Origin of the sequence: Bacteroides sp. AM16-24 (assembly GCF_003471885.1) — a bacterium.
In the GTDB taxonomy this organism is placed as follows: Bacteria; Bacteroidota; Bacteroidia; order Bacteroidales; family Bacteroidaceae; genus Bacteroides.
Map to the genome: position 1 here is coordinate 42,313 of NZ_QRKI01000009.1, position 24,592 is coordinate 66,904.

Below are 24,592 nucleotides of genomic sequence, written 5' to 3' on the forward strand. Positions count from 1 at the left end.
CAAATAAAGTCATGAAAAAGCTAATTTTATCAATTCTTATAACTATCGGATTATTTAATCATAGTTTTGCTCAATACAATCCCATTCCCAAAATAGCATTTGGTACTATGTTAGATGCAGAAGCTCAAATAAAAGCATCCCAAGAAATGGCCAAATCATTGGTTGATTCGACTGCTAAAAGTTGGAGACAAAAGGGAGATCAACATCGCAGCTATTTTTTTAAAGAAGCTAATGAAATGATGCCTTACAGAGTATGTGTTCCTCAAAATTGGGATGGTAAAAAAAAGCTTCCGTTAGTTATGTTTCTCCATGGAGGATGGAATGATGAAAGTTCCTATTTAGATGCAAATGACAAACAATTAGTCAAATTAGCAGATAAGTATGGATATCTACTAGTTTCTCCTTTAGGTTGCCACGCAGCTTACGGTAATAACTTACTGCTCCCTGCCGTATTTGGTGAACAAAAGGAAACTGCCAAGATTATTGCTGATGGAAGAAATAAAATTCATTCTAAAGAAGCTCAAATATTGAGTGAAAAAGATGTCATCAATGTTTTGGAGTTAGTCTTGGCAGAATACCCGGTAAACCGGGATGCCTTGTTCTTAATCGGCCATTCCATGGGCGCAGGTGGAACTTGGTATTTAGGGGCCAAATACGCCGGTTACTGGAAAGGACTGGCACCTATGTCAGGTCCCTTTGTACTTGAACATGGCTATCCTTGGGATGATATCCGAAATATACCTGTATTTATTTCAGAAGGGAGTAAAGCCGCCGGTAGAAGTAGCCGTTTAATACATCAATTAATGGCAGAACGTGATTTTCCTGTGGAGTATATGGAAGTAAATGAGGGACATAGCGAAATGGTCCCTATCGTTCTTCCCCATGTATTCTTATTTATGGAACGTATTCGACAGAGATAGATGATAATCAAATAGTTATTTAATTCTTAACAATATAATACATGTATTTTATGAAAAGAGCTTTGATTTATTTTATTAGCTTCTTCTTTATTGTTAGTCTAAAAGCCGATTATCCACTATTCTGGCAACAATATGCAGCAGACCCATCGGGCATTGAATACAATGGTCGTTTATATCTATTCTGTTCTCATGATACTTATCATCCTGATAAAGGATATGGATATTTCATGAGAGATATTACATGCATTTCTACTGATGACCTCAAAAATTGGACAGATCATGGTGAAGTATTCAGTATTGAAAATGCCAAATGGGCTCCCCGATTTACTTGGGCTCCTTGCGTTGTTTTTCATGAAGGCAAGTTTTTCTTGTATTATGGCAATGGTGACCAAGGAATAGGAGTCGCAACCAGTGAATCACCAATAGGTCCCTATTATGATCCAAATGATGGACCAATAGTTGATTTCAGCACACCGGGAGTTCTTGCAAAAGACTCCCATGGTAATCTGATAAAAAATGAACGTAATGTTCGTGGTGCATTACAAGGAAGTGAGAACTGGGGAATATGGTGTTTCGATCCTTGCGTATGGATTGAAGATGATGGTCAACCTTATATGTATTTCGGAGGAGCACATCCAAACAACTCGCGCATTATCAAGTTGAAAAGCAACATGGTAGAAGTTGATGGAGCTGCTATACATCCCAATACTCCCGGTTTCTTTGAGGCATCCTTTATGCATAAATTTAAAGATAAATATTACTATTCATACGCCGGCCATTATTTCGGTAAACCTGCCAGTATCGAATATGTAGTTGGAGAATCTCCAGTAGGGATATTCAAAGAACCTGGCATTATTTTACCTAACCCGCCCTCAAATGATGGTTATAATAACCACCATTCAATTTTTCAGTTTAAAAAAAACTGGTATATAGCTTACCATAACAGACAAGTAGCTTATGAAAAAGGACAAAGTGACAAACGTGCACGTGAATATATGCGAAGTATCTGCTTGGATCGACTCATACACAACGAAGATGGAAGCATACAACTGGTAAAAATAACAAAAGATGGACTTCCTCAATTAAAGTACGTTAACCCATTCCAATCGAACGAGGCAGAAACAATGGCTAAAGGCATAGGCATAAAAACATTGAATAAAGAGGATAATTCACAAAACCGCGTTGTATGTTTCAGTAATGAAGGGTATATAAAAATACGAGGAGTTGACTTCCAGAAGGGGGCTTCTCAGTTTTATGCTTCTATAAAATGTATGCTATTATCTGAAGGGACTATCGAATTACATCTTGAAGGTATAAATGGATTATTAATTGGGAAATTACCGGTATCATCCGTTTCCAATGGAAATACATGGAAAAATATAAAAACACGTACTCATCCCAATCAAGGTGTAAATGACCTATACATAGTATATAAGGGCAAAGGCAATATATATATGGATAATTGGCAATTTTTAAAACAATGATTAATTAGAAAGTATTTATAAACAAAATGTAATTATGAAGAATGCATTAATTTCAGTATTCAGCATGATGATATGCCTTTCACTATCAGCACAAGTGAAAGAAACAATCCAAATCAACGTAAATGCCAACAAGCAGATTGGCACAGCCAAGGCAACCTTTAACGGAGCAAACATTGAAGACTTGAACAATCAGACTAATGGTGGAGTATTTAGTCAACTAATTCACGGAGAAGCTTTCGAAGAGAATGTAGATGTTGATTTTTTAAATCTTCCTACTAATCAATATGTACAAGTATATGTAGTTTTGGATGAAACAAGAACACCCCATTTTCTTTCTACCGCAAATGCCTATAATCGGACCACCTGGAATAACTTGTCTGACAAATATGATTTTAATTCACGAGAATTAATTGATAGCTACTATCAAGCAATAAATCCCAACAGTAAAAGAAGATTGGAGCAACAGGCAACTCCCCCCAAGCCAGTAAAACCAATGAAGATTGGAGATTTGAACTTTTACGGACGTTTCGTTATCTTTGATAGTATTCCAGCCCAATACCAACAGATACTTTTAGACCGTATTAACGGTGATGAACAAATCAGTCGCTATTGGAATAAAATCCAAAAAAATACTGCCAAGGGAAAATTTACTTTAAAAAGAGGAGATGCTTACATGGGCAGGCAGAATCAAGTCATCACTTTTGCAGATGGCAATGGAGAAATCGGTATTTATAATTCAGGGCTGAACAAACAAGGTATACATCTGGAAGCAAATAAACCCTATGACGGTATTTTGCGTCTTAAATCCAATGGTGCCGATGTAGTTTATCTATCGTTGCGCGACTCAAAAGGAAATATACTGGCTGAAAAACCTTATACTTTAAAGAATGACGGTTCCTATGAAAAAGTTACATTTGAATTGACCCCATCAAACACAGATCCCAAAGGAAGTTTTGGTATTTCACTAAAAAATAAAGGAGAAGTCGAACTGGGTTTTGTTTTTCTGCAACCAGGAGAGTGGGGACGAGTAAAAGGTCTTCCTGTTCGTAAAATGATGATCGATGCACTTAAAAAACAAGGCATATCGGTTATACGCTACAATGGATCAATGGTGGATGTAGGCGTTGACACATACCTCTATCGATGGAAAAAAATGATTGGCCCGATTGATGAGCGTCGCATTTGTTTCCGCAACGGTTTCAATCCATATGCCACACATACATTCGGCATTACTGAAATGCTCCAAGTTGCAGAAGCATTAGACGCCCAAGTAATGATCGGAATGAACATCAACGAGACATACGAAGATATTCGTGATTTCGTGGAATATGTGAATGGAGACACAAGTACAAAATGGGGTGCTCTGCGTGCAGCACATGGACATCCGACTCCTTACAAGTTGAAGCACATTCAAGTGCACAACGAACAATCCATCTCAAGAGGCTATGTAGAAGGTATGAAAAAATTTGCCGAAGCAGCATGGGAAGTAGATCCTGAAATGAACATCATTACTTCTCTCAATATAGGTTCACGCTTAGAGAGCTACGTCCGTGGTGGTTCTCAATATGAACTCGCTAAAGAAATGTTTGCATGGTTTATTTCAAAAGGAAAAGCAAACAATTTAGGATGGGATCCCCACTATAGCGGAGCAGTTAACTTTGCAGACAATACGAAAGGTTTTGAAAATGAGATGGGAATAACGCTGCAACGTGCATTGTTGGAAGATTTAGGCCACAAACTCACTTTATATCCAATGGAAGAAAATGGTAGCCGTTGTGATTGGGACCGTGGACTGGCTCATGCACATAATTGGAACACTCTACAACGCTATGCAGATTGTTTTACGTGGTTAGGTACAGCAAACACTTTACAGCCACACCGACAGCACTATATGTGGGATCAGGGACGGGTACATTATACAAGTAATGAGATTTGGTTTCAACCATCTGCCTATGAAGACGAAATGATGAGCAACAATTGGTTATTTAACGTCCTGGACGCTACAAGTAGCCAAGATAAGAAATTAGATGTAACGGCTAAAACCAATGATGATAAATCGGAATTATCAATCTATGTAGTCAATATAACAAACCAGCCCCAAAAGGCAACAATTAATATAGACGGATATAAATTCCAGTCCAGAGCAAAAATATGGACTATCGGTGGATGCGAATTAACTGATTACAATACAGTAGAAGCCAAAGAAACGGTTGCACCAAAAATTGAAACAGTCCGTATAAAAAGTAAAAATACCCAATATACATTCCCCAAATATTCCTATACAGTTATCACACTAAAGAAATATTAATATTCAGATAAAAAGTGATTATTTTCGTGACAAATGAAAATAATCACTTTTGCAATAAGACTTCTTACCTTATTTTGAAGCTAAATTTAATATGTGATATATTCAAACCAATCAAAGTCGGCAAAAGAATTATCCACCTTATCCTTTGATTGAACAAAAAGCCCCAAATGCTCCTTGGAATTTCAGATATTTACGAATCAGGTCCCAATATTCTTTAAATCCACCCATAGAATTACCCATAGCATGGGCATATTCGCACTGTATAAGCGGTTTAGTAGCATTACTCTTGGCATAGTCCTCACAAATATAAGAGCGTTCTACCCTCCATGACTTTTAATTTCAGACATTTTATTATTGAAAATAGATAAATCCGACTTTTTTTAGCTAAAAACTACCTAATCTCAAAAGTCCGATTCCAAACAAACAGTTTCAATAAAGTTTTTCGATAAGTTGTCAGCACTCCAGCACCGATAACGTTCAACCCCCTTGTTAGCCGCAGTTTGATGGCAGTACTGACAAGGTGTTTGTAAGTGCTGACAAACGTTTTGTCAGCACTGTTTTTCACTCTGTTTTTACCTATTTTGCGATATAACTTTCTGATTTATAATACTTAGTCCTATAATGTGTGTTTTTCCCGAATTTATGTCCAAATAGTTCTTTCTTTATCGGTAAATCGGGTCTGGTTGATATTGTATAACTTCAGTCTTGATTAGGCTCTCAGTAGCATCTACTGAAATTCCAATGCCTTGATAGGAAACACAAGTTTCCGAGTGCAGGGAACTACAGTTTCCCCTAATGGGAACGCTCGTTTCCTTTAATGGGAACTGTAATGATGCTCTTGATGGGTTGATTTTATCCCTTCCATAACGTAATATGATATATATGAATCCTACAGAGTTATGAAAGCTTTCTATATAGTCTCCAACAGTATCCACCAATAAGTAATATCAGTAACAATGCAATGCCAAAAGCCCAATAATTAACTACACGGGATTTAGCAACAAGCATATAATCACTGTCCAATAGACGAAAAGCATCTACTTTCCAAATGAGTGACTCATCTTTTTGCATGGCTGCATTGGTAGAAACCACCCTGCCTGGCATGGATAACTCAAACTGCACAGCATAACCAAACAATTCTGCAATCCGCCCTTTTTCCTCAAACAGATCATCTATTGGCTTTTTATTGTCCACATATAAGCTTGAGAAGTATTTCGTTTGACTCAATTCATCCAAATAATTGCATACCTCTTCGGGCGAACCGTTATCACCAGTATCTTTTCCGGAAAAGTACTTCCCATAAACCGGTTCCTTCAGGTCTGCCAACTGATGTACAAAGGTCGTATCTCCTTTTATTGTAATGAAATGAAGAATTACTTCACAACTCAATTCATACTGACTACGGTTATACCATTTCCAAAATTTAGCTTCAACGTCATCCAACCTATTATTCTGTTCAATGCCATTTAATCCGATCAAAGCCTCCTGATCTCCCCGAAACCATATCCGCCGCTCTTCTTTACTCATATAATTTTTGAGAGGTACCGGACCTTTATCGGGTAATTCACCATAAGTAGCCGTATACTGATAATACGTATAGAACCAGCGGAAGCTCTTCCTGAGTTTTTCAACCGGAACTACCAGAGGAAGACTGTATTCCTTTCCATCCAAAGTACTGAAGTTATCGAAACCTACCGTTGGATAAGTCCGGCAGACTTTCACATTCAGTTTATCTTCATCTCCCCAGCAGTTGAATTTAACAACAGAGTCCAGATTGCTCACTTCCCACCCCGAATCTATCCGGAACAGAAACGGATTGTGAGTCCTGTCTCCCGCAAGGAAAGCAGAGTCGCCATAAGCATACACCTCTCTGTGCATACTACCATCACTATTTACCTGAGAAACCATCCGGTAATAGGTACCGCAGGAAGTCATACTGAGCAGCAAAACAATGACTGCCATCCATTTATACGTTCTCATAATGATATAATTTAATAAGTTTTCTTTGTAAGTTCCATTATTCTCTTTTGTCTGAGCTTCTTATACTGCACATACTGTCCAGACAGGTAATTGCTCTTTTCAGAAAGCCTCATCTTCTCCCAGCCTTCCGGTAAGGAATAAGCACTGTTTTCTTGGAAACGATACTCCTCTTCTACTCTGACACCATCGGGAACTGGGCTAAGAAGAGCCTCACTCACCAACAAGCACAACAAAAGTCCCGCGGCCATCCCGGATACCCAACCGCCAATCAGCAGGTTTTTCCTTTTCTTCTTTCGGGGAACGATCCTGCTCACTTGCTGCAAAATGGCGGTAGTCAGTTCATCCGGATTGCTCAATATAGGTTGTACATTTCTCACCTCATCAAGCCATTCATTGTAAAGTTTATCATCTTGTTTCATAAGTCAGCATCTATTTGATTCATTTTGTTTCGTATATTCTTCCGGGCCAGGTAAAGAGTGGCTTTAATAATTCCGGCAGAAAGTCCGGTGATAGTTTGTACCTCCGGTACATCCAGTTCCTCAATATCCCGTAATATAAAAATCAACCTTTGTCGGGGAGATAGTTCATCAGTATATCTTAAAATTAGTTCACGCAGTTGCTTATTTACCACCGCCAATTCTACATTATCATCTGACGAAATATTCACAGAAACGGAATAATCTACCTCATTATCAAGTGGTGAATGGTGCAGGGAGCGCAGACGGTCATAACAGGTATTGCAAGTGATTTTATAAAGCCAGGTAGAGAAACGGCACTCACCATTATATTTACCCAGCGCCAGCCACACCTTTACAAAGGTTTCCTGTACCATATCTTTAGCCTCACCTTCGTCGCACAGCAATCGGAAAGCAAGCCGGAATACAAGTGGCTGAAACATAGAAACCAGCAGAGAGAATGCTACTGCATCCCCCTGCTGGCTCCTACTTATAAGCTCTTGTATTTTTTTCTGGTTCATCATAATAATATCTTCGTTTATTATATGATACGTAAGGAAAACCTTCCGGTCAATAAACAAGAGCTAAAATAATACTTAATAATGGAAAACATCAATCTTTATTCCCGAAATGCTTCTTCAAATAAGTAAGAACAGATTTTTCAGGATATTTATAGGCAATCTTTCCCATTTCAACAGTCGTCATATCACCCACAGCCCTTGCAAAATCTATATTCAAGGCGGTTGATAACACCTTAATGAAAAGTATCAGATTTCTGTAGGAGACTTACCAAAGTACTTTTTAAATACCGTACTAAAGTAACTGATACTGGAATAGCCACAAAGTTCGCTAACTTCTGTGATAGTGTATTTATGAGATTGGAGTAATTCTAAAGCCCGGCTTAAACGAATGGATTTAATAAAGTCAATAGGTGATTGACCTGTCAGTGCTTTTATCTTTTTATACAATAGTGAAGCGCTCACATGCATTTCCATAGCAAAGCTTTCTTTGTCAAAATCCAAATTTTGCATATTATTATGAATCACTTCCACTGCTTTTTTCACAAAGTGGTCATTAAGCTCATTCGTCAGAATAGCCTGTTGATCATCATTATTCGGCTTTATTAACTTCAAAGCTTTCTCTCTGATAATTTCCCTGTTTCGCACAAGGGACTTTATCCGTTGCTCCAGAAGTGATATATCAAAAGGTTTTGTGATATAGTCCTCTGCCCCCAGACCTAAACCTTCCAACTGGTCACTTTTATCACAAAGTGAAGTCAACAGAATTACCGGAATATGCGAAGTTTCAAAAGTAGATTTGACCAATTTACATAACTCAAAGCCATCCATATCAGGCATCATCACATCCGAAATAATCAATTCAGGAAATTCCTTCTGAAGCAATTCCCATGCTTTATTACCATTGCCAGCCTCTAAAATGTAATATTGATTTTCAAAAGAGCACTTCAGGAAGTTCCGCAAATCCTTATTATCGTCTACGATTAATATAGATTTCTTCTTTCCGGATTTATCATCTTCCTGTTTATATTCCGACTGATCAGACGAACCATCGGCAGATGTGATATTTTCCGGTTCTTCATGTTCAACAGGTGCAACCTCAACCACTTCTTTATAAGGGATGTTTATTTTGAATAAAGAACCTTCATTCTCCTTACTTTCAAGCGAGACTTTTCCCTCATGCATCAAAACGTAATTCTTCACCAACAACAGGCCTATTCCAGAACCTACCATACGTGAATTAACCTTATTATCTCCTCTATAAAACTCTTTGAACAACTTCTTCTGAGCATTATCAGAGATACCCAATCCATAATCTCTTACCGCTAAGCTCCAATAGTACTCATTACAATTCAATGTAAGCTCCACTTTACCATTCGTATGAGAATATTTGATTGCATTAGATATCAAATTATCAACGACTTTCTCTATTTTCAATTCATCGACAGCCGACATATAAGATTCTCTGTTAGAGACAAATTCCAATATAACATTCTTTTTTCCCGCTGTAGACTTGAACATTGTTTTCCGCCTATACACCAAGTTTACAATATCAACCATCACCAGAAACAGTTGTCCTTTCCCCATATCCACTTTCTGAAAATCCAGGAGTTGGGTTGCAACATTAGATAAACGTTCAGACTGTTCCATAGCCAGATTCAAATAATAATGCCCTTTATCTGATAATTCCTTCTCTTTATTCAATTCCTGAATAGGTGCATTTATCAACGTTATCGATGTACGAAGATCATGAGCGGTATTTGTAAAAAAACGAATTTTATCTTCGGCATGACGCTGTTTTAAACGGTTTATATAGAATTTAAGTACAAAGAATGTGATACTCATTATAATAATGAATATCACCAGACGGAACCACCACGTCTGCCAGTAAAGCGGAATAACGTGTATATCCAATGTACGTTCATCGACTATCCGAGAAAGTGAATTATTGTACATTCTTACTCTAAGCCGGAAATTCCCGTTGGGGATATTGGTATAAGTAATTATCTGCTGACTGGAAGGATGTGACCACTCCGCATCAAGCCCTTCCATTTTCCATGAAAATTTTATTTCTTTGAAAGAAACACCAATAGGCAATACCTCAAGCGTCAGAGTATTCTGATCATATTTGAATGAAATATCTGTTTGCTTATTTACCGGAATCCCACGCAACAAATCCTGATTTTCTCTGATAGAACTGCCGGAAATATTGATATTCTGGAAATAAATTTGCCCGTTGAGCTGGGTATGATATAATTTATCAGGGTTAAACATTACCGCTCCATTATTGGTGCCCCAGATCAATTCGCCATTGCGCAATTTGCAACTGGCATTCACATTGAACGAAGCACTGGAAAGAGCCAAAGTGGAATAATAAGTATGCACCGTACTGTCGGCAGGATTATAGCGACACAATCCATTTTCCGTTCCTAACCATAGATACCCATTATCATACATGACACTGTTAACATAGTTAGATGGCAAGCCGGATTCCACTGTTATCTTATGAGTTTCACGAGTCGTGTAATTATGGTGCAACAATCCGTCCCCGGAAGTAGCCACCCAAATATCATCCCCTATTACTAAAATATCTTGTGCAAGGCATTCCGGTAAAAAAGATATTTCTTCTGTTTCTTTGTCTAACAAAAGCACAGAATAAGTACATGCCAACAACATTTTTCCCGGAGAAAACTCCATAAACGTACGCATAGGTTGTGCACCATACGTATGAAAACGCTTTTCTTTCGTTAAATAACATATTACATCTCGAATACCTCCAATCCATATATCACCTTCGCTATCCTTATATATATTCATTATGAATTTACCATCAGACTTCAAATCCGATGTATTGCGCGGATAATGAACCAATTCTTTTCCGGTATTCCGATCTAAAACATAAAATCCGGATGAGAACGAACCCGCCCAGATGTTTCCTTCATCATCTTCACATAAAGCCAGAAATACCTGTGCCTGTTCCTGCTTATTCTGATAATAAGTATCCCATTCATTCGTGGCTACTCTCCACCTGCTTATCCCATTATTCGTAGCAAACCAGATATCTCCTTTACTATCTTCCAGTATCTTGTTTACATTATCATTTCCTAAAGAATTCGGATTATTAACCTGATGGGTAATTTGATTAATCAAGGGAGATTTCCAGTCAAAGAAAGAAAGTCCACCAGTATAGGTAGTGACCCACACCCTCTGCTGACCATCGCAATAAATATCATAAACTCCATCCCCACGAAGAGAGAAAGGGTTATCAATATCTTCTTTCAGAATATTCAGAACCTTTTTTTTATCCTTATCCAATTCCCATACTCCCTGCCCGTCAATCCCAACCAATAATGTTGAATCAGAACTTTCCGTTATCACTCCGATAGGCTGCTTTGGAAAATCAAGAAATGGTAATAACGATTTTTTTTGCATATCCAGATAAAAAAGACCGTCAGTAGAAGTTCCTATCCATAAAACCTCTCCTTTATTATCATAAAAAAGACTGCTTATCTGAAAAGTATTATTTATTTCATATACACTTTTTTGTTCCAATGTATTCATATTCAGCAAACTAATACTATCCTGATGCGTTACAAGCAAATGTGTCTGATCATAAGGTGCTATACTCTGTGTCATAATTTGTTTTTCACCTATTTTGGAAAACATTCCATTTTTATATTTGCACAATCCTCCGGAAGTGGGAATCCAGAGAGCCTGTTCATCATCAATAACGACTTTGCCTACACTTAAATAAGAATTTTTTAATGAAACCCTAAGATCCAGAAATAAATCAAACCGATCATGCAGTTTATTATAATGAAAGAATTGCCCATTATTCGTATATGCTATTAAAAACGAGTTATTATAGGCCAGCTTGACATTTATGATATTGGCTGTTTTATAAGGAAGCTGATAGATGCGATAATCACTTTCCGTAATTCTCAATATACCCGTTTTAGAAGAAGCCCAAATAAAACCATTCTCATCTTTGCAGACAGAAGCCATCTCCCGCATGGAAATTCCATACATCGTATTAATATTATAAAACTTCACATCCGAAGCATATATATTAAAAATAGAAAGGAAAAGAAAGAATATAAGCAGTCGTGATTTCATAATATTACAGTTAGCTGTTGCAAATATAATATATTTGAAAGCAATCAACCAATATATGCATTATTTTGTCTAATTTTGCACCTCGTTTCACAAAAAGTACAGATTATTTATGAAAGCGTTCGAATTCAAACCAAAGCTATTCACGGCTTTGAAGAACTACTCGAAAGAATTATTCATGGCAGACCTGATGGCCGGTATCATAGTAGGTATCGTTGCTCTCCCGCTTGCCATTGCATTTGGTATTGCATCCGGTGTATCACCCGAGAAAGGTATTATCACGGCAATCATTGCCGGATTTATTATCTCCATGTTGGGAGGTAGCAAAGTACAGATCGGTGGTCCTACAGGAGCTTTTATCGTTATTATTTACGGCATTATCCAGCAATACGGAGAAGCGGGATTGATTGTTGCCACGCTAATGGCGGGAATCATTCTTATTCTGTTAGGGATATTCAAGTTGGGTGCCGTAATTAAGTTTATCCCTTATCCTATCATCGTAGGATTTACCAGTGGTATTGCTGTCACTATTTTCACCACCCAGATAGCTGATATTTTCGGACTTAGTTTCGGTGGTGAAAAGGTTCCCGGAGATTTTGTCGGGAAATGGATGATTTATTTCCAGCATTTCGACACCATTAACTGGTGGAATACGATTGTCAGCATTGTAAGTATTGTAATTATTGCCATAACCCCGAAATTCTCAAAGAAGATACCGGGATCGCTGATTGCTATCATTGTAGTAACAGTAGCGGTATATTTGATGAAGACTTATGCCGGAATCAACTGTATAGATACCATTGGTGACCGTTTCAGCATCAAAGCGGAACTGCCGGACGCAGTAATGCCTTCACTGAACTGGGAAGCTATTCAGGACTTATTCCCTGTAGCCATTACCATTGCAGTATTAGGAGCCATCGAATCACTGCTTTCTGCCACGGTAGCGGATGGTGTTATCGGTGACAAGCATGATTCCAATACAGAATTGATAGCACAAGGAGCTGCCAATCTAATAACACCTTTATTTGGTGGTATTCCTGCCACCGGTGCTATTGCACGTACAATGGCCAATATAAACAATGGTGGTAAAACCCCTGTTGCAGGTATGATACATGCAATGGTGCTTTTGCTTATCCTTCTGTTCCTTATGCCTTTGGCACAATATATTCCAATGGCATGTCTGGCAGGTGTACTCGTAATAGTCTCTTATAATATGAGTGGATGGCGTACGTTCAAGGCATTGCTGAAGAATCCGAAATCAGATGTCACTGTATTGCTGATTACCTTCTTCCTGACAGTAATTTTCGACTTAACCATCGCTATTGAAGTGGGTCTTGTCATAGCTTGTGTACTTTTCATGCATCGCGTTATGGAAACCACTGAAATTTCTGTTATTAAAGATGAGATAAATCTGAATGAAGAATCTGCCAGCAAAGAAGAAGAAGAAAACTTGTCCATCCCTAAGGGTGTGGAAGTATATGAAATAAACGGCCCTTACTTCTTTGGTATTGCCACTAAATTTGAGGAAATCATGTCCAGACTGGGAGACCGTCCTAAAGTGCGCATTATACGTATGAGGAAAGTACCTTTCATCGATTCAACAGGTATTCACAATCTAACCAATCTTTGCCAGATGGCGCAACGGGAGAAGACAACAATCGTACTTTCCGGTGTGAATGAAAAAGTGCACAAAGCGTTGGAAAAATCCGGTTTCTATGAGCTTCTGGGTGAAAAGAATATCTGCCCGAATATCAATGTGGCATTGGAAAGATCGAAAGAATTATTGAATGAGTAAAACAAGGTAATAATATAAAGGAGGGAATGAAAAAATCATTCCCTCCTTTATATTATTAAAGATATTTATTCTCTCATCCATGCTCCAGTAATCTCTGCTACATAAATATGATGTAAACCGCCATGGGCACCACCATACCATTGCTTACAAACACTTGGATCAATAAAACTTTCTTCTTTCATTATATCCGTATAGAGCTTACGGCATTCCAGACTGAGACGTCCTTGTTCAAAAAGAATATTTCCTTTTTCAGTAATAACCGATTTCAGTCCCGTCTCTTTTACCTTGTCTACTTCCCTACCCGACTTGCTTCCACATATCTTATGGATAGCTCTATTCTCTTCTCCCAGGAAAGAAAGCGTGAAGTATTCACTCTTCTCAATAAACTCAAACGTGTAACGTTCCGGACGGATAAAGACATAGACCACCGGTTTGTTCCATAGGAAGCCTATACCACCCCAACTGGCAGTCATCGTATTGAAATGATCTTTATTACCTGCCGTCACCAGCATCCATTCTTTACCGATAACTTCAAAGAAGTTCTCTGAAAGGTCTTTAATTGCAATAGGTTTCATACTACTTATTTGTTTTACTATAATCTTAATTCAAACTCTTTTCACTCTATTATTTCACATTTGCAGGATATCTATACCCAACGTATTGGATATATAGATGGGACACATTGGATATATAGACCCAATACGTTGGATATATAGCTCCTGTAAACCGCTTAATAAGAAACACTAACCGGAAGACCTTCTTCTTTAATTAAAGAAGCAATGCGGTCCAGTTCTTCATGAGTAGCCTTACAAAGATCATGGTCAGGCGTTTCACGATCAATGGTATAAATCATCACCTGGCGGGGTTTTATCTCTTTCACAACCTCCAGCCACGGAAGAACGTACTTATCCGAAGTATTATCCACGTCTTTCCCTTGATAACTGCCTTTCATGAACATGGTCTGAATAATGCAGTTTCCTTGAAAAGCTTTCATATGTTCTATGATTTCGTCTATGGAATAATGCCCTGTAGGACGATCCACAGTATGAATATAATCCTCGTCTACCGTATCAAGTTTCAATATGTTGTTATCTATCTTATTCAGCGCATCAAACACTGCAGGGCGGTGAATAAAGGTGGAATTACTCAATACACTGACTTTGGCATTCGGGAAATACTTATCACGAAGCATCAACGTATCTTCTATGATTTCAGGAAAATGCGGATGAGCTGTAGGCTCACCATTTCCGGCAAAGGTCAATACATCCGGTTGAGGTCCGTTCTGTTGCATATCTTGCAATCTGGCTTCAAGAGCATCGCGAACCTCTTCGCGGGTAGGCAATGCTTTCTTGGGACGATGGTCTGCATTGAAACCGCATTCACAATAAATGCAGTCGAATGAACACACCTTACCATCTTCCGGCAACAAGTTAATCCCTAAGGATACTCCCAAACGGCGGGAATGAACAGGACCGAAAATGGGAGACGGATAAATTACAGTCATTTTATTTACTATTTGACAATTGACGATTCAAATTACTGAATTACTATAAAAAACAAATACAGTATTTTCAGCGTTTATAACGGCAAAGTTAACTAAATCTTTATACGAAGTTGCATTTGTAAGTCGGCTTTTTTGTTTCCTTGTATCAGGTCGTTACCCGAACCAATATTTTCACGATCTTCGTAGATAGTCTGCCCGAATTTAACAAGGAACATAAAAACTTTGTTCACATCATACCGGACACAAGCAGAAAAACGAAATCCTTGCCCATAAAACGAAGGTGTATAAAAGGTATAAAGCAATCCTTTTTCAGAAGCATAAATACGGGAATCGTAATCATCCGTATGGAAATAAGTACCCTGCACAGATATCTTTATAGGAAAAGAAAAAGCATACGAGCAGGATTGTGTAAACTGATATCCCTGGCTTCCCTCCTGCCCCTGCGAATGAAAATGATTATAATCCACCGTTGTTCGTAACTGTAGATGATCCGGTGAATAAGTCAGTCGGTAACGAAGACTATGCTGATAAGTAGGAAGGATAACTTTTCCATCCGTACCCGCCACATCTCTCTCTTTTCGCTTATAGCGATAATTAACATACATAGATAAATTTCGCTTAGGAGAATAGAGTGATTGAAACATACCATCCACACCTTGCGACGGTTTACTGATGCGGTATTTCCACCAGGGAAAAGAAAATAAATCCAAAGAAGCGAAGAACTTCCAATGTGCCAAAGGCGATGCTTCGGTAGCCAGATACCAACCATTTTCATTTTGCGGTGCACTACTTTCACCAAACGAACGTGCAAACATTGCCCAGTAATCATGGCTATAATATCTATGAACAATCAGCAGTTGATAACCGGTTAATATGTTATATTTCAACTGGTTCAACAGTGAATAACCTTGTTTACCCATAGCTGCTTCACCTGTCAGAGTAAATCGATTCCAACGATATTTATAATCTACCCCCACATTATGAAAGTAATTCCCTTGCAGATTATACTTGGCATAGGTTCTTAATACCGGTTGATAACTACGGTTGAAAAAGTAGTAAATACCTGTCATTCCTACTTTTAGATTGTTCTTTTCATAGGTAATATTTCCACCCATCAACTGTAAAGTGAAAGCATTTACTTTATCTGCTTCCTTCTCCGTACGATGCAATCCGGTTTTATAAATAGAGGTAATTTCATTCCCTTCTATGACTCCATCCATAGAACGATGTGAATAAAAACCGGATAACTGAAGTGCAGGGATAACCTCCACTGTTGCCGCAGCACCCCTGAAATAATTATATTCATCCGTAGAACTATGCTTCCGGATACCACTATTACGGTTATCCACCGTTGAGAGAGAATAAGTTTTCCCTAAACGGAAATCAGTGCTGACTACCAACCCTTGCCCGAAACTTAATCTGAAATTTCCCAATACCAACGTTTTCAACTTACCCAGATTACGAAGCAGAAAGTAAATAGAATAATAATCATATCCTTTTTCATTATGCAAGGCAAAGAAAGGTTCTCCTGCATCCTTTTCTGCTGTAATTCCCATTTGGAGGTAATCTCCATAACGATACCCATATCTCAGAGAATGATACATTGCAGGTCCCAAATAATTTTTCTGATAACCTTTACGGGTATAAAAGGGCACATCCAGCCGGGTTAATACCTCCTGCTTACCATATTTCAACAGACTTTTCAACCGGGGAAAACCTTTCTTTTCCGCAACAGGATGCACACAAACAAAAGGGAGTAGCAAGTCAATGGTATGCTTATCCATTTCTTCCACCAATTGCAGTTCATAAATAGTTTGCATCTGCCCGTGTATATACACATAAGCCAAGATATTTTCAATTTGAATATCCGAAAGAAAAGAAAATTGCTCTAATTCATGTTTAGTAGTAACATTGATATTAACAGGTTCGTGCAAACGATCGGAAAGCTCTTCAAGCTCATCTTCCCAATTCTTTTCTTCCTCATCCATAGAGAGTTGCTCTATGTTCTCTTCCCATAGGGACACACTTGTATTTTGGGCTTCAAGTACAGGAGTCATCAACAGCATACTCAGAAAAACTCCCAACTTGAGTAATTTCATTCGTGTAAATAAGTTTAATTGTCGCGAAATTACCATAAATAAGTTAACAAGGCAAGGAAAACATCGACAATCAAACCAAATATAAAGATAAACACTTAATTTTGTGGCATGAACGCACGGCTGAACATATTCATTATCGTAGTCTTCCTTCTGTTCGGAACTTCCCTATGCCAGGCACAGGAAACGAAAACCGAAGGATACCTGGTTCCTATGTGCATTTACGAAGGAGACACTATCCCGTATATAAAGATACCTACCGTTTATATTTTCAAACCTCTCAAATTCAAGAACAAAAAACAGTTGAATGAATATAACCGACTGGTATATAACGTAAAGAAGGTATTGCCTATCTCCAAAGAAATCAACCGCGCAGTTATTGAAACTTACGAATATATGATGACTTTACCTGATGAGAAAAGCCGTCAGAAACACATGAAAGCGGTAGAAAAAAGCCTGAAAGAACAATATACTCCACGCATGAAAAAGCTTTCTTTCTCTCAAGGAAAGTTATTAATCAAGTTAGTGGACCGCCAAACCAATTCCACGGGTTACGAACTGGTAAAAGCCTTCATGGGACCTTTTAGAGCAGGTTTCTATCAGACTTTTGCTGCACTGTTCGGTGCCAGCCTGAAAAAACAATATGATCCCACAGGAGATGATGCGCTTACCGAACGGGTTATTCTGCTGGTAGAAAGCGGGCAACTTTAAAATAGAAATATCCTACTCCTTATTTACGTAGTTTTTCAATCCCAACAGCCCCCTGTAATAACCTTCAAAGATCGTATGACTGTGTTTTTCTATATTCAAAGAATCATAGTTCAAAACAATCTTCGGACAAGCGGATAAGATCTTTATTGCCTCCTCTGTGACAGGCTTAAATGACTCTTCTATTTTATCCTTCTTCCCGCTTGCCAGATACATATAAAGTTGGCTAGCCCCTTTGTACTCTTTAGTAAATTCTGAAAGTTTATCAATCATCATCTTCCTGCTATACATATAGTTAGGAGAGACGGACAGAATGCATTGAAACAAACCGTGGTTGCTAAGTAAAGCATACGTCACAAACGTGCCGCCTAACGAATGTCCTACCAGTATATTCCGCGAACCCGTATTATATCTGCTCTTTATAAAAGGAATAATTTCTTTTTCCAGAGATAACAATAAAGAATCCGCCTTCCCAGGATCATCATACCCCTTTACCGATTCTTCATCCGTATAAGGAGGAGTTAATTCACTCTGCCTGTTAGGATTCGAAATACCAACGATTATACAGGGAACACCCGGATACAACAATTCAAAGGTAGAACAAAACAAATTGAAAGTAGGCGGATATTGAGCATCGAATACATAGATAGTCAACAATGAATCACTCTTCAAAGTAGCATCTACCCCACTCCGGTATACTTGCAGTTCACGTGAATCATCAAAATATTCAGAGTCATAAATATACCTGTCGCCCAATGATTGCAACGAATAAAAGTCCGCTTGAGCTTTACCATTCCAGCTATGGAAAATACAGAATAAAAGAATTAATAAAACCTTTTTCATAGTTTGAACCCTCCTGTTGATATGATGTTAAGAACACTGTTAGTAATGAAAAACAGTCATTATAGAAAACCATGTATTTCAAACACTTATCTATGTTGAAAACTTCTATGAACTATTGTTCATTTCTCTATTGATAAGGACATAATAACCACTGTTTGAACAGGGTTCAAACAACTTATCAACACCTTGTTATTTCAGTTTCTTGAATAAATCCCAGATAACGATACCGGCAGTTACAGATACGTTCAATGAGTGTTTCGTACCATATTGGGGTATCTCAATACATCCATCGGAATGGTCAATAACCTCCTGCTGAACTCCTTTCACCTCATTGCCCATAACTACTGCATACTTTTTAGTACGGTCTAAAGACAACTCATCCAACATGATACTGCCTTCCGCCTGCTCTACGGAATAAACAGTATATCCTTCCTTTTTAAGGTTATCAACAGCTTCAACACAGTTATCAACATACTTCCAGTCGACAGTGAATTCAGCACCTAAAGCTGTTTTATGCATTTCAGGATGGGGCGGAGTAGCTGTAATGCCACACAGATAGATACATTCCACCCGGAAAGCATCCGAAGTACGAAATACAGAACCAATGTTATGAAGACTGCGGATATTATCCAATACCACCACCAAGGGTAGCTTCTCAGCTTCCTTAAACTCCTCTATACTAATACGATTCAGTTCTGTTATTTTCAGTTTACGCATGACAGCCATACTCTTTAAATGAATTTTATTAATAGATTGATTTACAAAGACTTGTTTAACACAAGTGTTTTATTTGCACCACACTTGTGTTTCATTTATACAACACAAGCATTACAGACAAGCCACACAAGTGTAGAACAAACAACGTACTTATACGTTATCTTTTTATTCCTGTTGCAAAGATACTTCTTTCCGTTCACATCCCTGTTAATAACCGTTGAAAAGCTGTCAAAAGAGTAGGGAAAGAAATTCAAAAATAATTCTTGCAATATTCAAAACAACGTATATGCATCCACCGAAATGAACATTCCAAAAAAGTTAAGAGAAACTTTCTGAGGTTATATAAACACATTTTTCAGCCCTATTACACCGGTTTATAACCATAAAGTTATTAACTTTGCACTTTATCAACAAGGTGTTGAAAGAGTTTTATAGATGGCTTATTATCAAGAGATATACCTTTTATTTGCCCGTTGATAACGTACGAATAAAGTTTTATCTCATACTAATAACTTCTCCGGCAAGAAAAATCGTATTTACTTGTCGACACTATTAACAGCCTATCATCACCATCAAAGGATTTTTAAATTAGAAAGAGAAATAAAAAATATAATTATGAATAATCTCATAGAAGCTATCAAGCAACTTAAAAAGGAGAAGAACGCGATTATTCTGGGGCACTATTACCAGAAGGGGGAAATACAGGATATAGCCGATTACGTCGGCGATAGTCTGGCATTAGCTCAATGGGCAGCTAAAACGGAAGCGGATATCATTGTGATGTGCGGTGTTCACTTTATGGGTGAAACAGCCAAAGTGCTTTGTCCGAATAAGAAAGTGCTGGTTCCTGATATGGCAGCCGGTTGTTCGTTGGCGGACAGTTGTCCGGCGGACAAGTTCAGTCAGTTTGTCAAAGAGCATCCCGGATATACGGTGATATCTTACGTGAATACGACAGCTGCCGTGAAAGCAGTGACGGATGTTGTGGTAACTTCTACCAATGCGAAGCAGATCGTGGAAAGTTTCCCCAAAGATGAGAAAATAATCTTTGGTCCTGACAGAAATCTGGGGAATTATATTAACTCTATCACGGGGCGCAATATGTTATTATGGGACGGCGCATGCCATGTACACGAACAATTCTCGGTTGAAAAGATTGTTGAATTAAAAGCGCAGCATCCCGATGCAGTGGTCTTGGCACATCCCGAATGTAAGAGTGTAGTTTTGAAGTTGGCTGATGTGGTAGGTTCAACCGCAGCATTGCTGAAGTATGCAGTGAATCATCCCGAGAAAGAGTATATTGTTGCTACCGAATCGGGCATCCTTCATGAGATGCAGAAGAAATGTCCGCAAACGACGTTTATTCCGGCTCCTCCTAACGATAGTACCTGTGCCTGCAATGAATGTAGCTTCATGAGATTAAATACGCTGGAAAAGCTTTATAATTGCTTGAAAGACGAATCTCCGGAAATAATAGTAGATCCTGAAATTGCCGAGAAAGCAGTGAAGCCTATCAAGAGGATGCTGGAGATTTCGGCAAAGCTGGGGCTTTAATAAACTTTGGTTGTATGAATTATTAGCTACGCTTATATTCTGTTAAAGTCGTATGAAATGACAATAAGGGTGTATCAAGATAAATGATACGCCCTTATTGTTTTCACCATCCCATTGAGGAGTGTTTTCAAATAAATAATTTTCCTGTTTATTTGCTATACGATGCTTTTACAAAGGGAGCTTCAAGTAAATAGTCTAGGCTTTGCTTTACACTTTCTTCTACAGGACAACTGTATTGTTCGATCTCTGCCACCAAATGGTGCACACCTGCTTTATCTGTATTTTTGAAAATAGCATCGTAACCTACCATACCGCTTTGCCCTATTTCGCGGTGGTCTTTGATGTGGAGCATTGTGAAGCGTCCGGGATATTTATTGAAGTAATCCACCGGGCTGTTATCTCCACGCACTACCCAGTAAACGTCCATTTGAAAGAATACATATTCAGGATTAGTATGCTGTAGCATATAATCCAGCATTATTTCCTTGTTTTCTACTTTTTGGAATTCATGAGCATGGTTGTGGTAACCGTATTTCAGTCCGGCAGCATTACAACGCTTGCCCACTTCATTGTAATAATCACAGTAGGTTTGCAATTCTTTCAAAGTCTTGGGTACGCCAAGCCATGGAGTGACAATGTATTCCATACCGGCAGCTTTGTGATCAGCTATACATTGATCCCACCATGCCAGAGCTTCCGTAAAGTCACCTGAAGATAATTCCTTGTCCGACAAGCCGTGCGATGTGTGTGAGGAAAGCACTTTCATTCCGTTTGCTTCTACCATTTGTTTGAATTCTTTGGGAGTCTTGCCATAGAATTTTCCATCATTGTAGTTAGCAGCTTCCACACTGGTATAACCCATATCTGCCAAGTCTTTCAAAATTTTGTTGAGGTCTCCGCCATTGTTTATCAAATCTCTCACGGAATAGAGTTGTATGGCGACTTCTTTTTTTTCTTTTTCCTTCTTTTGGGGGGATTGGGGTGTGGTACACGCTTGTGGCACGGTCAGACAGAAGATTGCCAGCAATGTAAAGATATAATTTTTCATTATCATATTTGTTATTTTTTCATGGATTGTATTGGATAAATGCCTGCAACGAGACTGTCGCTTTTAAAAGCGATGATTCTCATTGCAGGCATCGTTATGTTTGAAAAGAAAGGATTAGTCAAGAACTTTCACGCGGATGTTACGGAACCAAATGTCGTCTCCATGGTCTTGTACACCAATGAAACCTTCATGGTTATCTCCGCCACAGTTGTTCAGGAGTTCAAATGCCAAGGGCCATTTTTCTTCACTGAATTTGCTGGCCTGCAACATATCTGTCCATTGCTTGGTCCATAAGTGGTATTCCAATACGTTCTCATCGTTTTGTCCATGAACTACGGTGCCTTTGTATACCATAATTTTGGCTTTATTCCATTCACCGAATGGTTTGGCATTCTGAGGAACGGCAGGAATCATATCATATAGAGAAGCTGCCTGACGATTGTTGTCCTTGCCCAGTTTTGCATCGGGATGATTAGCGTTGTCCAGTACTTGGAATTCGGGAGCGGAGATGTAGATAGGTTCCAACACTTCATTACCGTCCTTGTCTTGAGAAGTGACTTCCTGAGCCAGGTAGAAGATACCGGAGTTACCACCTTTTGAAATCTTCCATTCTAATTCCATCTCAAAGTTTTTGAATTTGTGGGCGAAGATTAAATCGCCTCCTTCACCAGTCTGTCCTTCACCAGTACCTGTGCCGTTAAATTTAAGACAGCCATCTTCAATAGTCCATCTGGAAGGTACTTGGTCTTTGCCATATCCGCGCCATCCGTCCAAGCTTGTTCCGTCGAAGATAGTTATATAGCCATCAGCGTCTATCGGTAAGGTCAGGCTGTCTGTTTCAGCTCCCTTTAATGATTTGGAATAAGATAATGTAACGGTAGTAGGCGTACTTTCTTCCGTAACATTTTGTTTTTTGGCACCGCCTCCACAAGAGGCTAACATACCACCAATGAGGCAGCAAGCCAAAGGATAATAAATTTTCTTCATAATAAAAAAATATTAAATAGTTTATGTTTGATTGTTATCTTGGCATATCGGGTAATTTCCAACCTTCGCGGTAGTTGTGCTTCACAAGTTCTTCGGCAAATGCTTTGGCATTGACAGGATCGGTCCATGTCTTGTCGAACGTAGGATGACCGTTGTGTATCTTGAAACCATCCTTGATGACTGTACGGATAGTTTCCTCGTCACCGATATTAGTAAAACGCATATTGGCACCGTCCCATTCCAATGTCTTATTTAAACCCTGTAGACGGATTGCTAATACACCCATAGCTACCATTTCGTTCATTGGGCCTGCTTCTGAGAAGTCAGACTTCGGCATTACACGGTTTGAAGCGCTTTCTTTGCAAGCACGTACCCAGTCCATTTCATGACCGCCATTCATAGCCTTCGGTACACGACGGCAAACTTTCGGTGCATTGGGTACACGACCTGAAAGCAACCATGGGTTTTGTCCATAGCAACCGCAAATTAGTGTGTCTTTGGTACCATGGAAGATGGTTAGACCACCACCACTTTGCATCAGTTGTTTTCCTTCGGGGAATCCTTTCGGACGTTCAGGCATCATGCCACCGTCGTACCAGTGAACTTCCACTTCGGGCATAGCTACTTTCGGCATATTTTCGCGTGCGGGGAAAGTCAGCTTCACATGCTGTGCTTGCGGAGCACAAGAATTGAGTAATAATGTAGACGAGCCTTCCACCTTAGTAGGATATTGTAACTTCAAAGCCCTAAACGGTTGGTGCAGGATGTGGCAGGCCATATCGCCCAAAGCACCTGTACCATAATCCCACCATCCGCGCCAGTTCCAAGGATGATAGATTTCGTTATAAGGATTCAATTTGGCAGGACCAGTAAACAAATCCCAGTTTAGTGTACGAGGAATACGATCTTCCTTTTCAGGAACGTTCAGTCCTTGCGGCCAGATGGGGCGGTCGGTAGCGCATTCCACTTTTATTACATCGCCAATTTCACCGTTCCATATCCATTCGCATACTAAGTCAGTACCTTCATCTGAAGAACCTTGGTTACCCATTTGGGTAACTACACCAGTAGAAGCAGCCAGACGAGTGAGCAGACGGGACTCATATACAGAGTGCGTCAGCGGTTTTTGGCAATATACGTGTTTGCCCATTGTCATGGCATCGGCTGTAATGATGGCATGTGTGTGGTCGGCGGTAGCAACGATCACTGCATCAATAGATTTTCCCATTTCATCGTACATTTTACGATAATCCCAATATTTCTTTGCATTGGGGAATTCGTCGAATACACCTTTTGCGTAGCGCCAATCTACGTCACAGAGGGCTACGATGTTTTCTGTATTCTTCACATGGTTGATGTTGGTGTGTCCCATTCCACCGATACCAACGGCAGCAATGTTCAATCGGTCACTAGGAGGTACGTGTCCGTGGCTACGACCCAAAATGGTGCTTGGAGCAATTGTAAGTCCTGCCAAAGCTAAACCTCCGGTCTTAAGAAATTCTCTTCTTGTAAATTTAGACATGGTTTTTTAGATTTAAAAAATGGTTAATATTATGAATCTT

18 protein-coding genes and 1 pseudogene are annotated in these 24,592 nt (G+C 39.0%); 6 read left to right on the forward strand and 13 right to left on the reverse strand.

The window, feature by feature from the left end; translation table 11 throughout:
- Nucleotides 1-11 precede the first annotated feature (11 nt).
- From DW182_RS11915 to DW182_RS11925, 3 genes are read left to right on the forward strand one after another with little or no spacing between them, the layout of a single operon-like run.
- On the forward strand, nt 12-920 hold the full coding sequence (locus tag DW182_RS11915) for an alpha/beta hydrolase-fold protein (RefSeq protein ID WP_118295739.1): 909 nt from the start codon (nt 12-14) through the stop codon (nt 918-920).
- A gap of 50 nt (nt 921-970) precedes the next feature.
- Nucleotides 971-2,404 (forward strand): glycoside hydrolase family 43 protein, encoded by a 1,434-nt coding sequence (locus DW182_RS11920; protein ID WP_233564149.1) that lies wholly within the window; start codon nt 971-973, stop codon nt 2,402-2,404.
- Nucleotides 2,405-2,438: 34 nt separating this feature from the next.
- Nucleotides 2,439-4,712 (forward strand): alpha-L-arabinofuranosidase C-terminal domain-containing protein, encoded by a 2,274-nt coding sequence (locus tag DW182_RS11925; RefSeq protein WP_118295673.1) that lies wholly within the window; start codon nt 2,439-2,441, stop codon nt 4,710-4,712.
- A 165-nt stretch (nt 4,713-4,877) separates the two neighbouring features.
- Here DW182_RS11925 and DW182_RS22780 read toward each other — a convergent pair.
- The 5 genes and pseudogenes from DW182_RS22780 to DW182_RS11950 all read right to left on the reverse strand — a co-directional run.
- A pseudogene (locus DW182_RS22780) lies at nt 4,878-4,994 on the reverse strand (glycoside hydrolase family 2 TIM barrel-domain containing protein); the annotation flags it as partial.
- Between the two features lie 615 nt (nt 4,995-5,609).
- Nucleotides 5,610-6,692: a hypothetical protein gene (locus DW182_RS11935; protein WP_118295675.1), complete on the reverse strand. Its 1,083-nt coding sequence runs from the start codon at nt 6,690-6,692 to the stop codon at nt 5,610-5,612.
- 11 nt (nt 6,693-6,703) lie between these two features.
- Entirely contained in the window at nt 6,704-7,111 is a 408-nt protein-coding gene (locus DW182_RS11940; protein WP_118295676.1) for a hypothetical protein, read from the reverse strand.
- On the reverse strand, nt 7,108-7,671 hold the full coding sequence (locus DW182_RS11945; protein WP_199678584.1) for an RNA polymerase sigma factor: 564 nt from the start codon (nt 7,669-7,671) through the stop codon (nt 7,108-7,110). The genes DW182_RS11940 and DW182_RS11945 overlap by 4 nt, the downstream gene beginning before the upstream one ends.
- Before the next feature lie 243 nt (nt 7,672-7,914).
- Nucleotides 7,915-11,781: a response regulator gene (locus tag DW182_RS11950; RefSeq protein WP_118295741.1), complete on the reverse strand. Its 3,867-nt coding sequence runs from the start codon at nt 11,779-11,781 to the stop codon at nt 7,915-7,917.
- A gap of 109 nt (nt 11,782-11,890) precedes the next feature.
- On the opposite strand from DW182_RS11950, the gene DW182_RS11955 reads away from it, so the two are divergent.
- Nucleotides 11,891-13,573 carry a SulP family inorganic anion transporter gene (locus DW182_RS11955; RefSeq protein ID WP_007661143.1) on the forward strand — a complete coding sequence of 561 codons (1,683 nt, stop codon included), beginning with the start codon at nt 11,891-11,893 and terminating at the stop codon, nt 13,571-13,573.
- 65 nt (nt 13,574-13,638) lie between these two features.
- On the opposite strand, the gene DW182_RS11960 is transcribed toward DW182_RS11955, so the two are convergent.
- The 3 genes from DW182_RS11960 to DW182_RS11970 all read right to left on the reverse strand — a co-directional run bounded on the left by DW182_RS11960 (nt 13,639) and on the right by DW182_RS11970 (nt 17,176).
- A complete protein-coding gene (locus DW182_RS11960; protein ID WP_118295677.1) occupies nt 13,639-14,148 on the reverse strand; it encodes a flavin reductase family protein in 510 nt (169 codons plus the stop codon).
- A 155-nt stretch (nt 14,149-14,303) separates the two neighbouring features.
- The gene (locus tag DW182_RS11965) at nt 14,304-15,077 is read right to left on the reverse strand and encodes a radical SAM protein (protein ID WP_021967506.1); all 774 of its coding nucleotides are present in this window, start codon (nt 15,075-15,077) and stop codon (nt 14,304-14,306) included.
- A 92-nt stretch (nt 15,078-15,169) separates the two neighbouring features.
- On the reverse strand, nt 15,170-17,176 hold the full coding sequence (locus tag DW182_RS11970; protein WP_044534098.1) for a helix-hairpin-helix domain-containing protein: 2,007 nt from the start codon (nt 17,174-17,176) through the stop codon (nt 15,170-15,172).
- 108 nt (nt 17,177-17,284) lie between these two features.
- Here DW182_RS11970 and DW182_RS11975 point away from each other — a divergent pair, with 108 nt between their 5' ends.
- Entirely contained in the window at nt 17,285-17,884 is a 600-nt protein-coding gene (locus tag DW182_RS11975; protein WP_118295678.1) for a DUF4294 domain-containing protein, read from the forward strand.
- Between the two features lie 12 nt (nt 17,885-17,896).
- Here the strand turns inward: DW182_RS11975 and DW182_RS11980 are convergent, their stop codons facing one another.
- Together DW182_RS11980 and DW182_RS11985 are read right to left on the reverse strand one after the other, a co-directional pair.
- Nucleotides 17,897-18,724, reverse strand: a complete 828-nt coding sequence (locus tag DW182_RS11980; RefSeq protein WP_118295679.1) for an alpha/beta hydrolase — start codon at nt 18,722-18,724, stop codon at nt 17,897-17,899.
- Between the two features lie 189 nt (nt 18,725-18,913).
- Nucleotides 18,914-19,441: an RNA methyltransferase gene (locus DW182_RS11985; RefSeq protein WP_007211408.1), complete on the reverse strand. Its 528-nt coding sequence runs from the start codon at nt 19,439-19,441 to the stop codon at nt 18,914-18,916.
- A gap of 534 nt (nt 19,442-19,975) precedes the next feature.
- Here DW182_RS11985 and nadA point away from each other — a divergent pair.
- Complete coding sequence (gene nadA, locus DW182_RS11990; protein ID WP_167507420.1) at nt 19,976-20,995, forward strand: quinolinate synthase NadA; 1,020 nt, start codon at nt 19,976-19,978, stop codon at nt 20,993-20,995.
- Between the two features lie 148 nt (nt 20,996-21,143).
- On the opposite strand, the gene DW182_RS11995 is transcribed toward nadA, so the two are convergent.
- The 3 genes from DW182_RS11995 to DW182_RS12005 form a co-directional block, all read right to left on the reverse strand.
- A complete protein-coding gene (locus DW182_RS11995) occupies nt 21,144-22,049 on the reverse strand; it encodes a sugar phosphate isomerase/epimerase (protein WP_199678585.1) in 906 nt (301 codons plus the stop codon).
- Between the two features lie 108 nt (nt 22,050-22,157).
- A complete protein-coding gene (locus tag DW182_RS12000; RefSeq protein WP_118295680.1) occupies nt 22,158-23,030 on the reverse strand; it encodes a DUF1080 domain-containing protein in 873 nt (290 codons plus the stop codon).
- Between the two features lie 34 nt (nt 23,031-23,064).
- Nucleotides 23,065-24,552, reverse strand: coding sequence for a Gfo/Idh/MocA family protein (locus DW182_RS12005; RefSeq protein ID WP_007661155.1), 1,488 nt, complete (start codon nt 24,550-24,552; stop codon nt 23,065-23,067).
- Nucleotides 24,553-24,592: the final 40 nt, after the last annotated feature.

Coding starts and splice junctions, on each gene's coding strand:
- DW182_RS11975 (WP_118295678.1), top strand. CDS start 17,285: ATGAACGCACGGCTGAACATATTCATTATCGTAGTCTTCCTTCTGTTC.
- DW182_RS11945 (WP_199678584.1), bottom strand. CDS start 7,671: ATGATGAACCAGAAAAAAATACAAGAGCTTATAAGTAGGAGCCAGCAG.
- DW182_RS11965 (WP_021967506.1), bottom strand. CDS start 15,077: ATGACTGTAATTTATCCGTCTCCCATTTTCGGTCCTGTTCATTCCCGC.
- DW182_RS11970 (WP_044534098.1), bottom strand. CDS start 17,176: ATGAAATTACTCAAGTTGGGAGTTTTTCTGAGTATGCTGTTGATGACT.
- DW182_RS11980 (WP_118295679.1), bottom strand. CDS start 18,724: ATGAAAAAGGTTTTATTAATTCTTTTATTCTGTATTTTCCATAGCTGG.
- DW182_RS11915 (WP_118295739.1), top strand. CDS start 12: ATGAAAAAGCTAATTTTATCAATTCTTATAACTATCGGATTATTTAAT.
- DW182_RS12000 (WP_118295680.1), bottom strand. CDS start 23,030: ATGAAGAAAATTTATTATCCTTTGGCTTGCTGCCTCATTGGTGGTATG.
- DW182_RS11995 (WP_199678585.1), bottom strand. CDS start 22,049: ATGATAATGAAAAATTATATCTTTACATTGCTGGCAATCTTCTGTCTG.
- DW182_RS11985 (WP_007211408.1), bottom strand. CDS start 19,441: ATGCGTAAACTGAAAATAACAGAACTGAATCGTATTAGTATAGAGGAG.
- DW182_RS11940 (WP_118295676.1), bottom strand. CDS start 7,111: ATGAAACAAGATGATAAACTTTACAATGAATGGCTTGATGAGGTGAGA.
- DW182_RS11925 (WP_118295673.1), top strand. CDS start 2,439: ATGAAGAATGCATTAATTTCAGTATTCAGCATGATGATATGCCTTTCA.
- DW182_RS11955 (WP_007661143.1), top strand. CDS start 11,891: ATGAAAGCGTTCGAATTCAAACCAAAGCTATTCACGGCTTTGAAGAAC.
- DW182_RS11935 (WP_118295675.1), bottom strand. CDS start 6,692: ATGAGAACGTATAAATGGATGGCAGTCATTGTTTTGCTGCTCAGTATG.
- DW182_RS11950 (WP_118295741.1), bottom strand. CDS start 11,781: ATGAAATCACGACTGCTTATATTCTTTCTTTTCCTTTCTATTTTTAAT.
- DW182_RS11920 (WP_233564149.1), top strand. CDS start 971: ATGAAAAGAGCTTTGATTTATTTTATTAGCTTCTTCTTTATTGTTAGT.
- DW182_RS11960 (WP_118295677.1), bottom strand. CDS start 14,148: ATGAAACCTATTGCAATTAAAGACCTTTCAGAGAACTTCTTTGAAGTT.
- DW182_RS12005 (WP_007661155.1), bottom strand. CDS start 24,552: ATGTCTAAATTTACAAGAAGAGAATTTCTTAAGACCGGAGGTTTAGCT.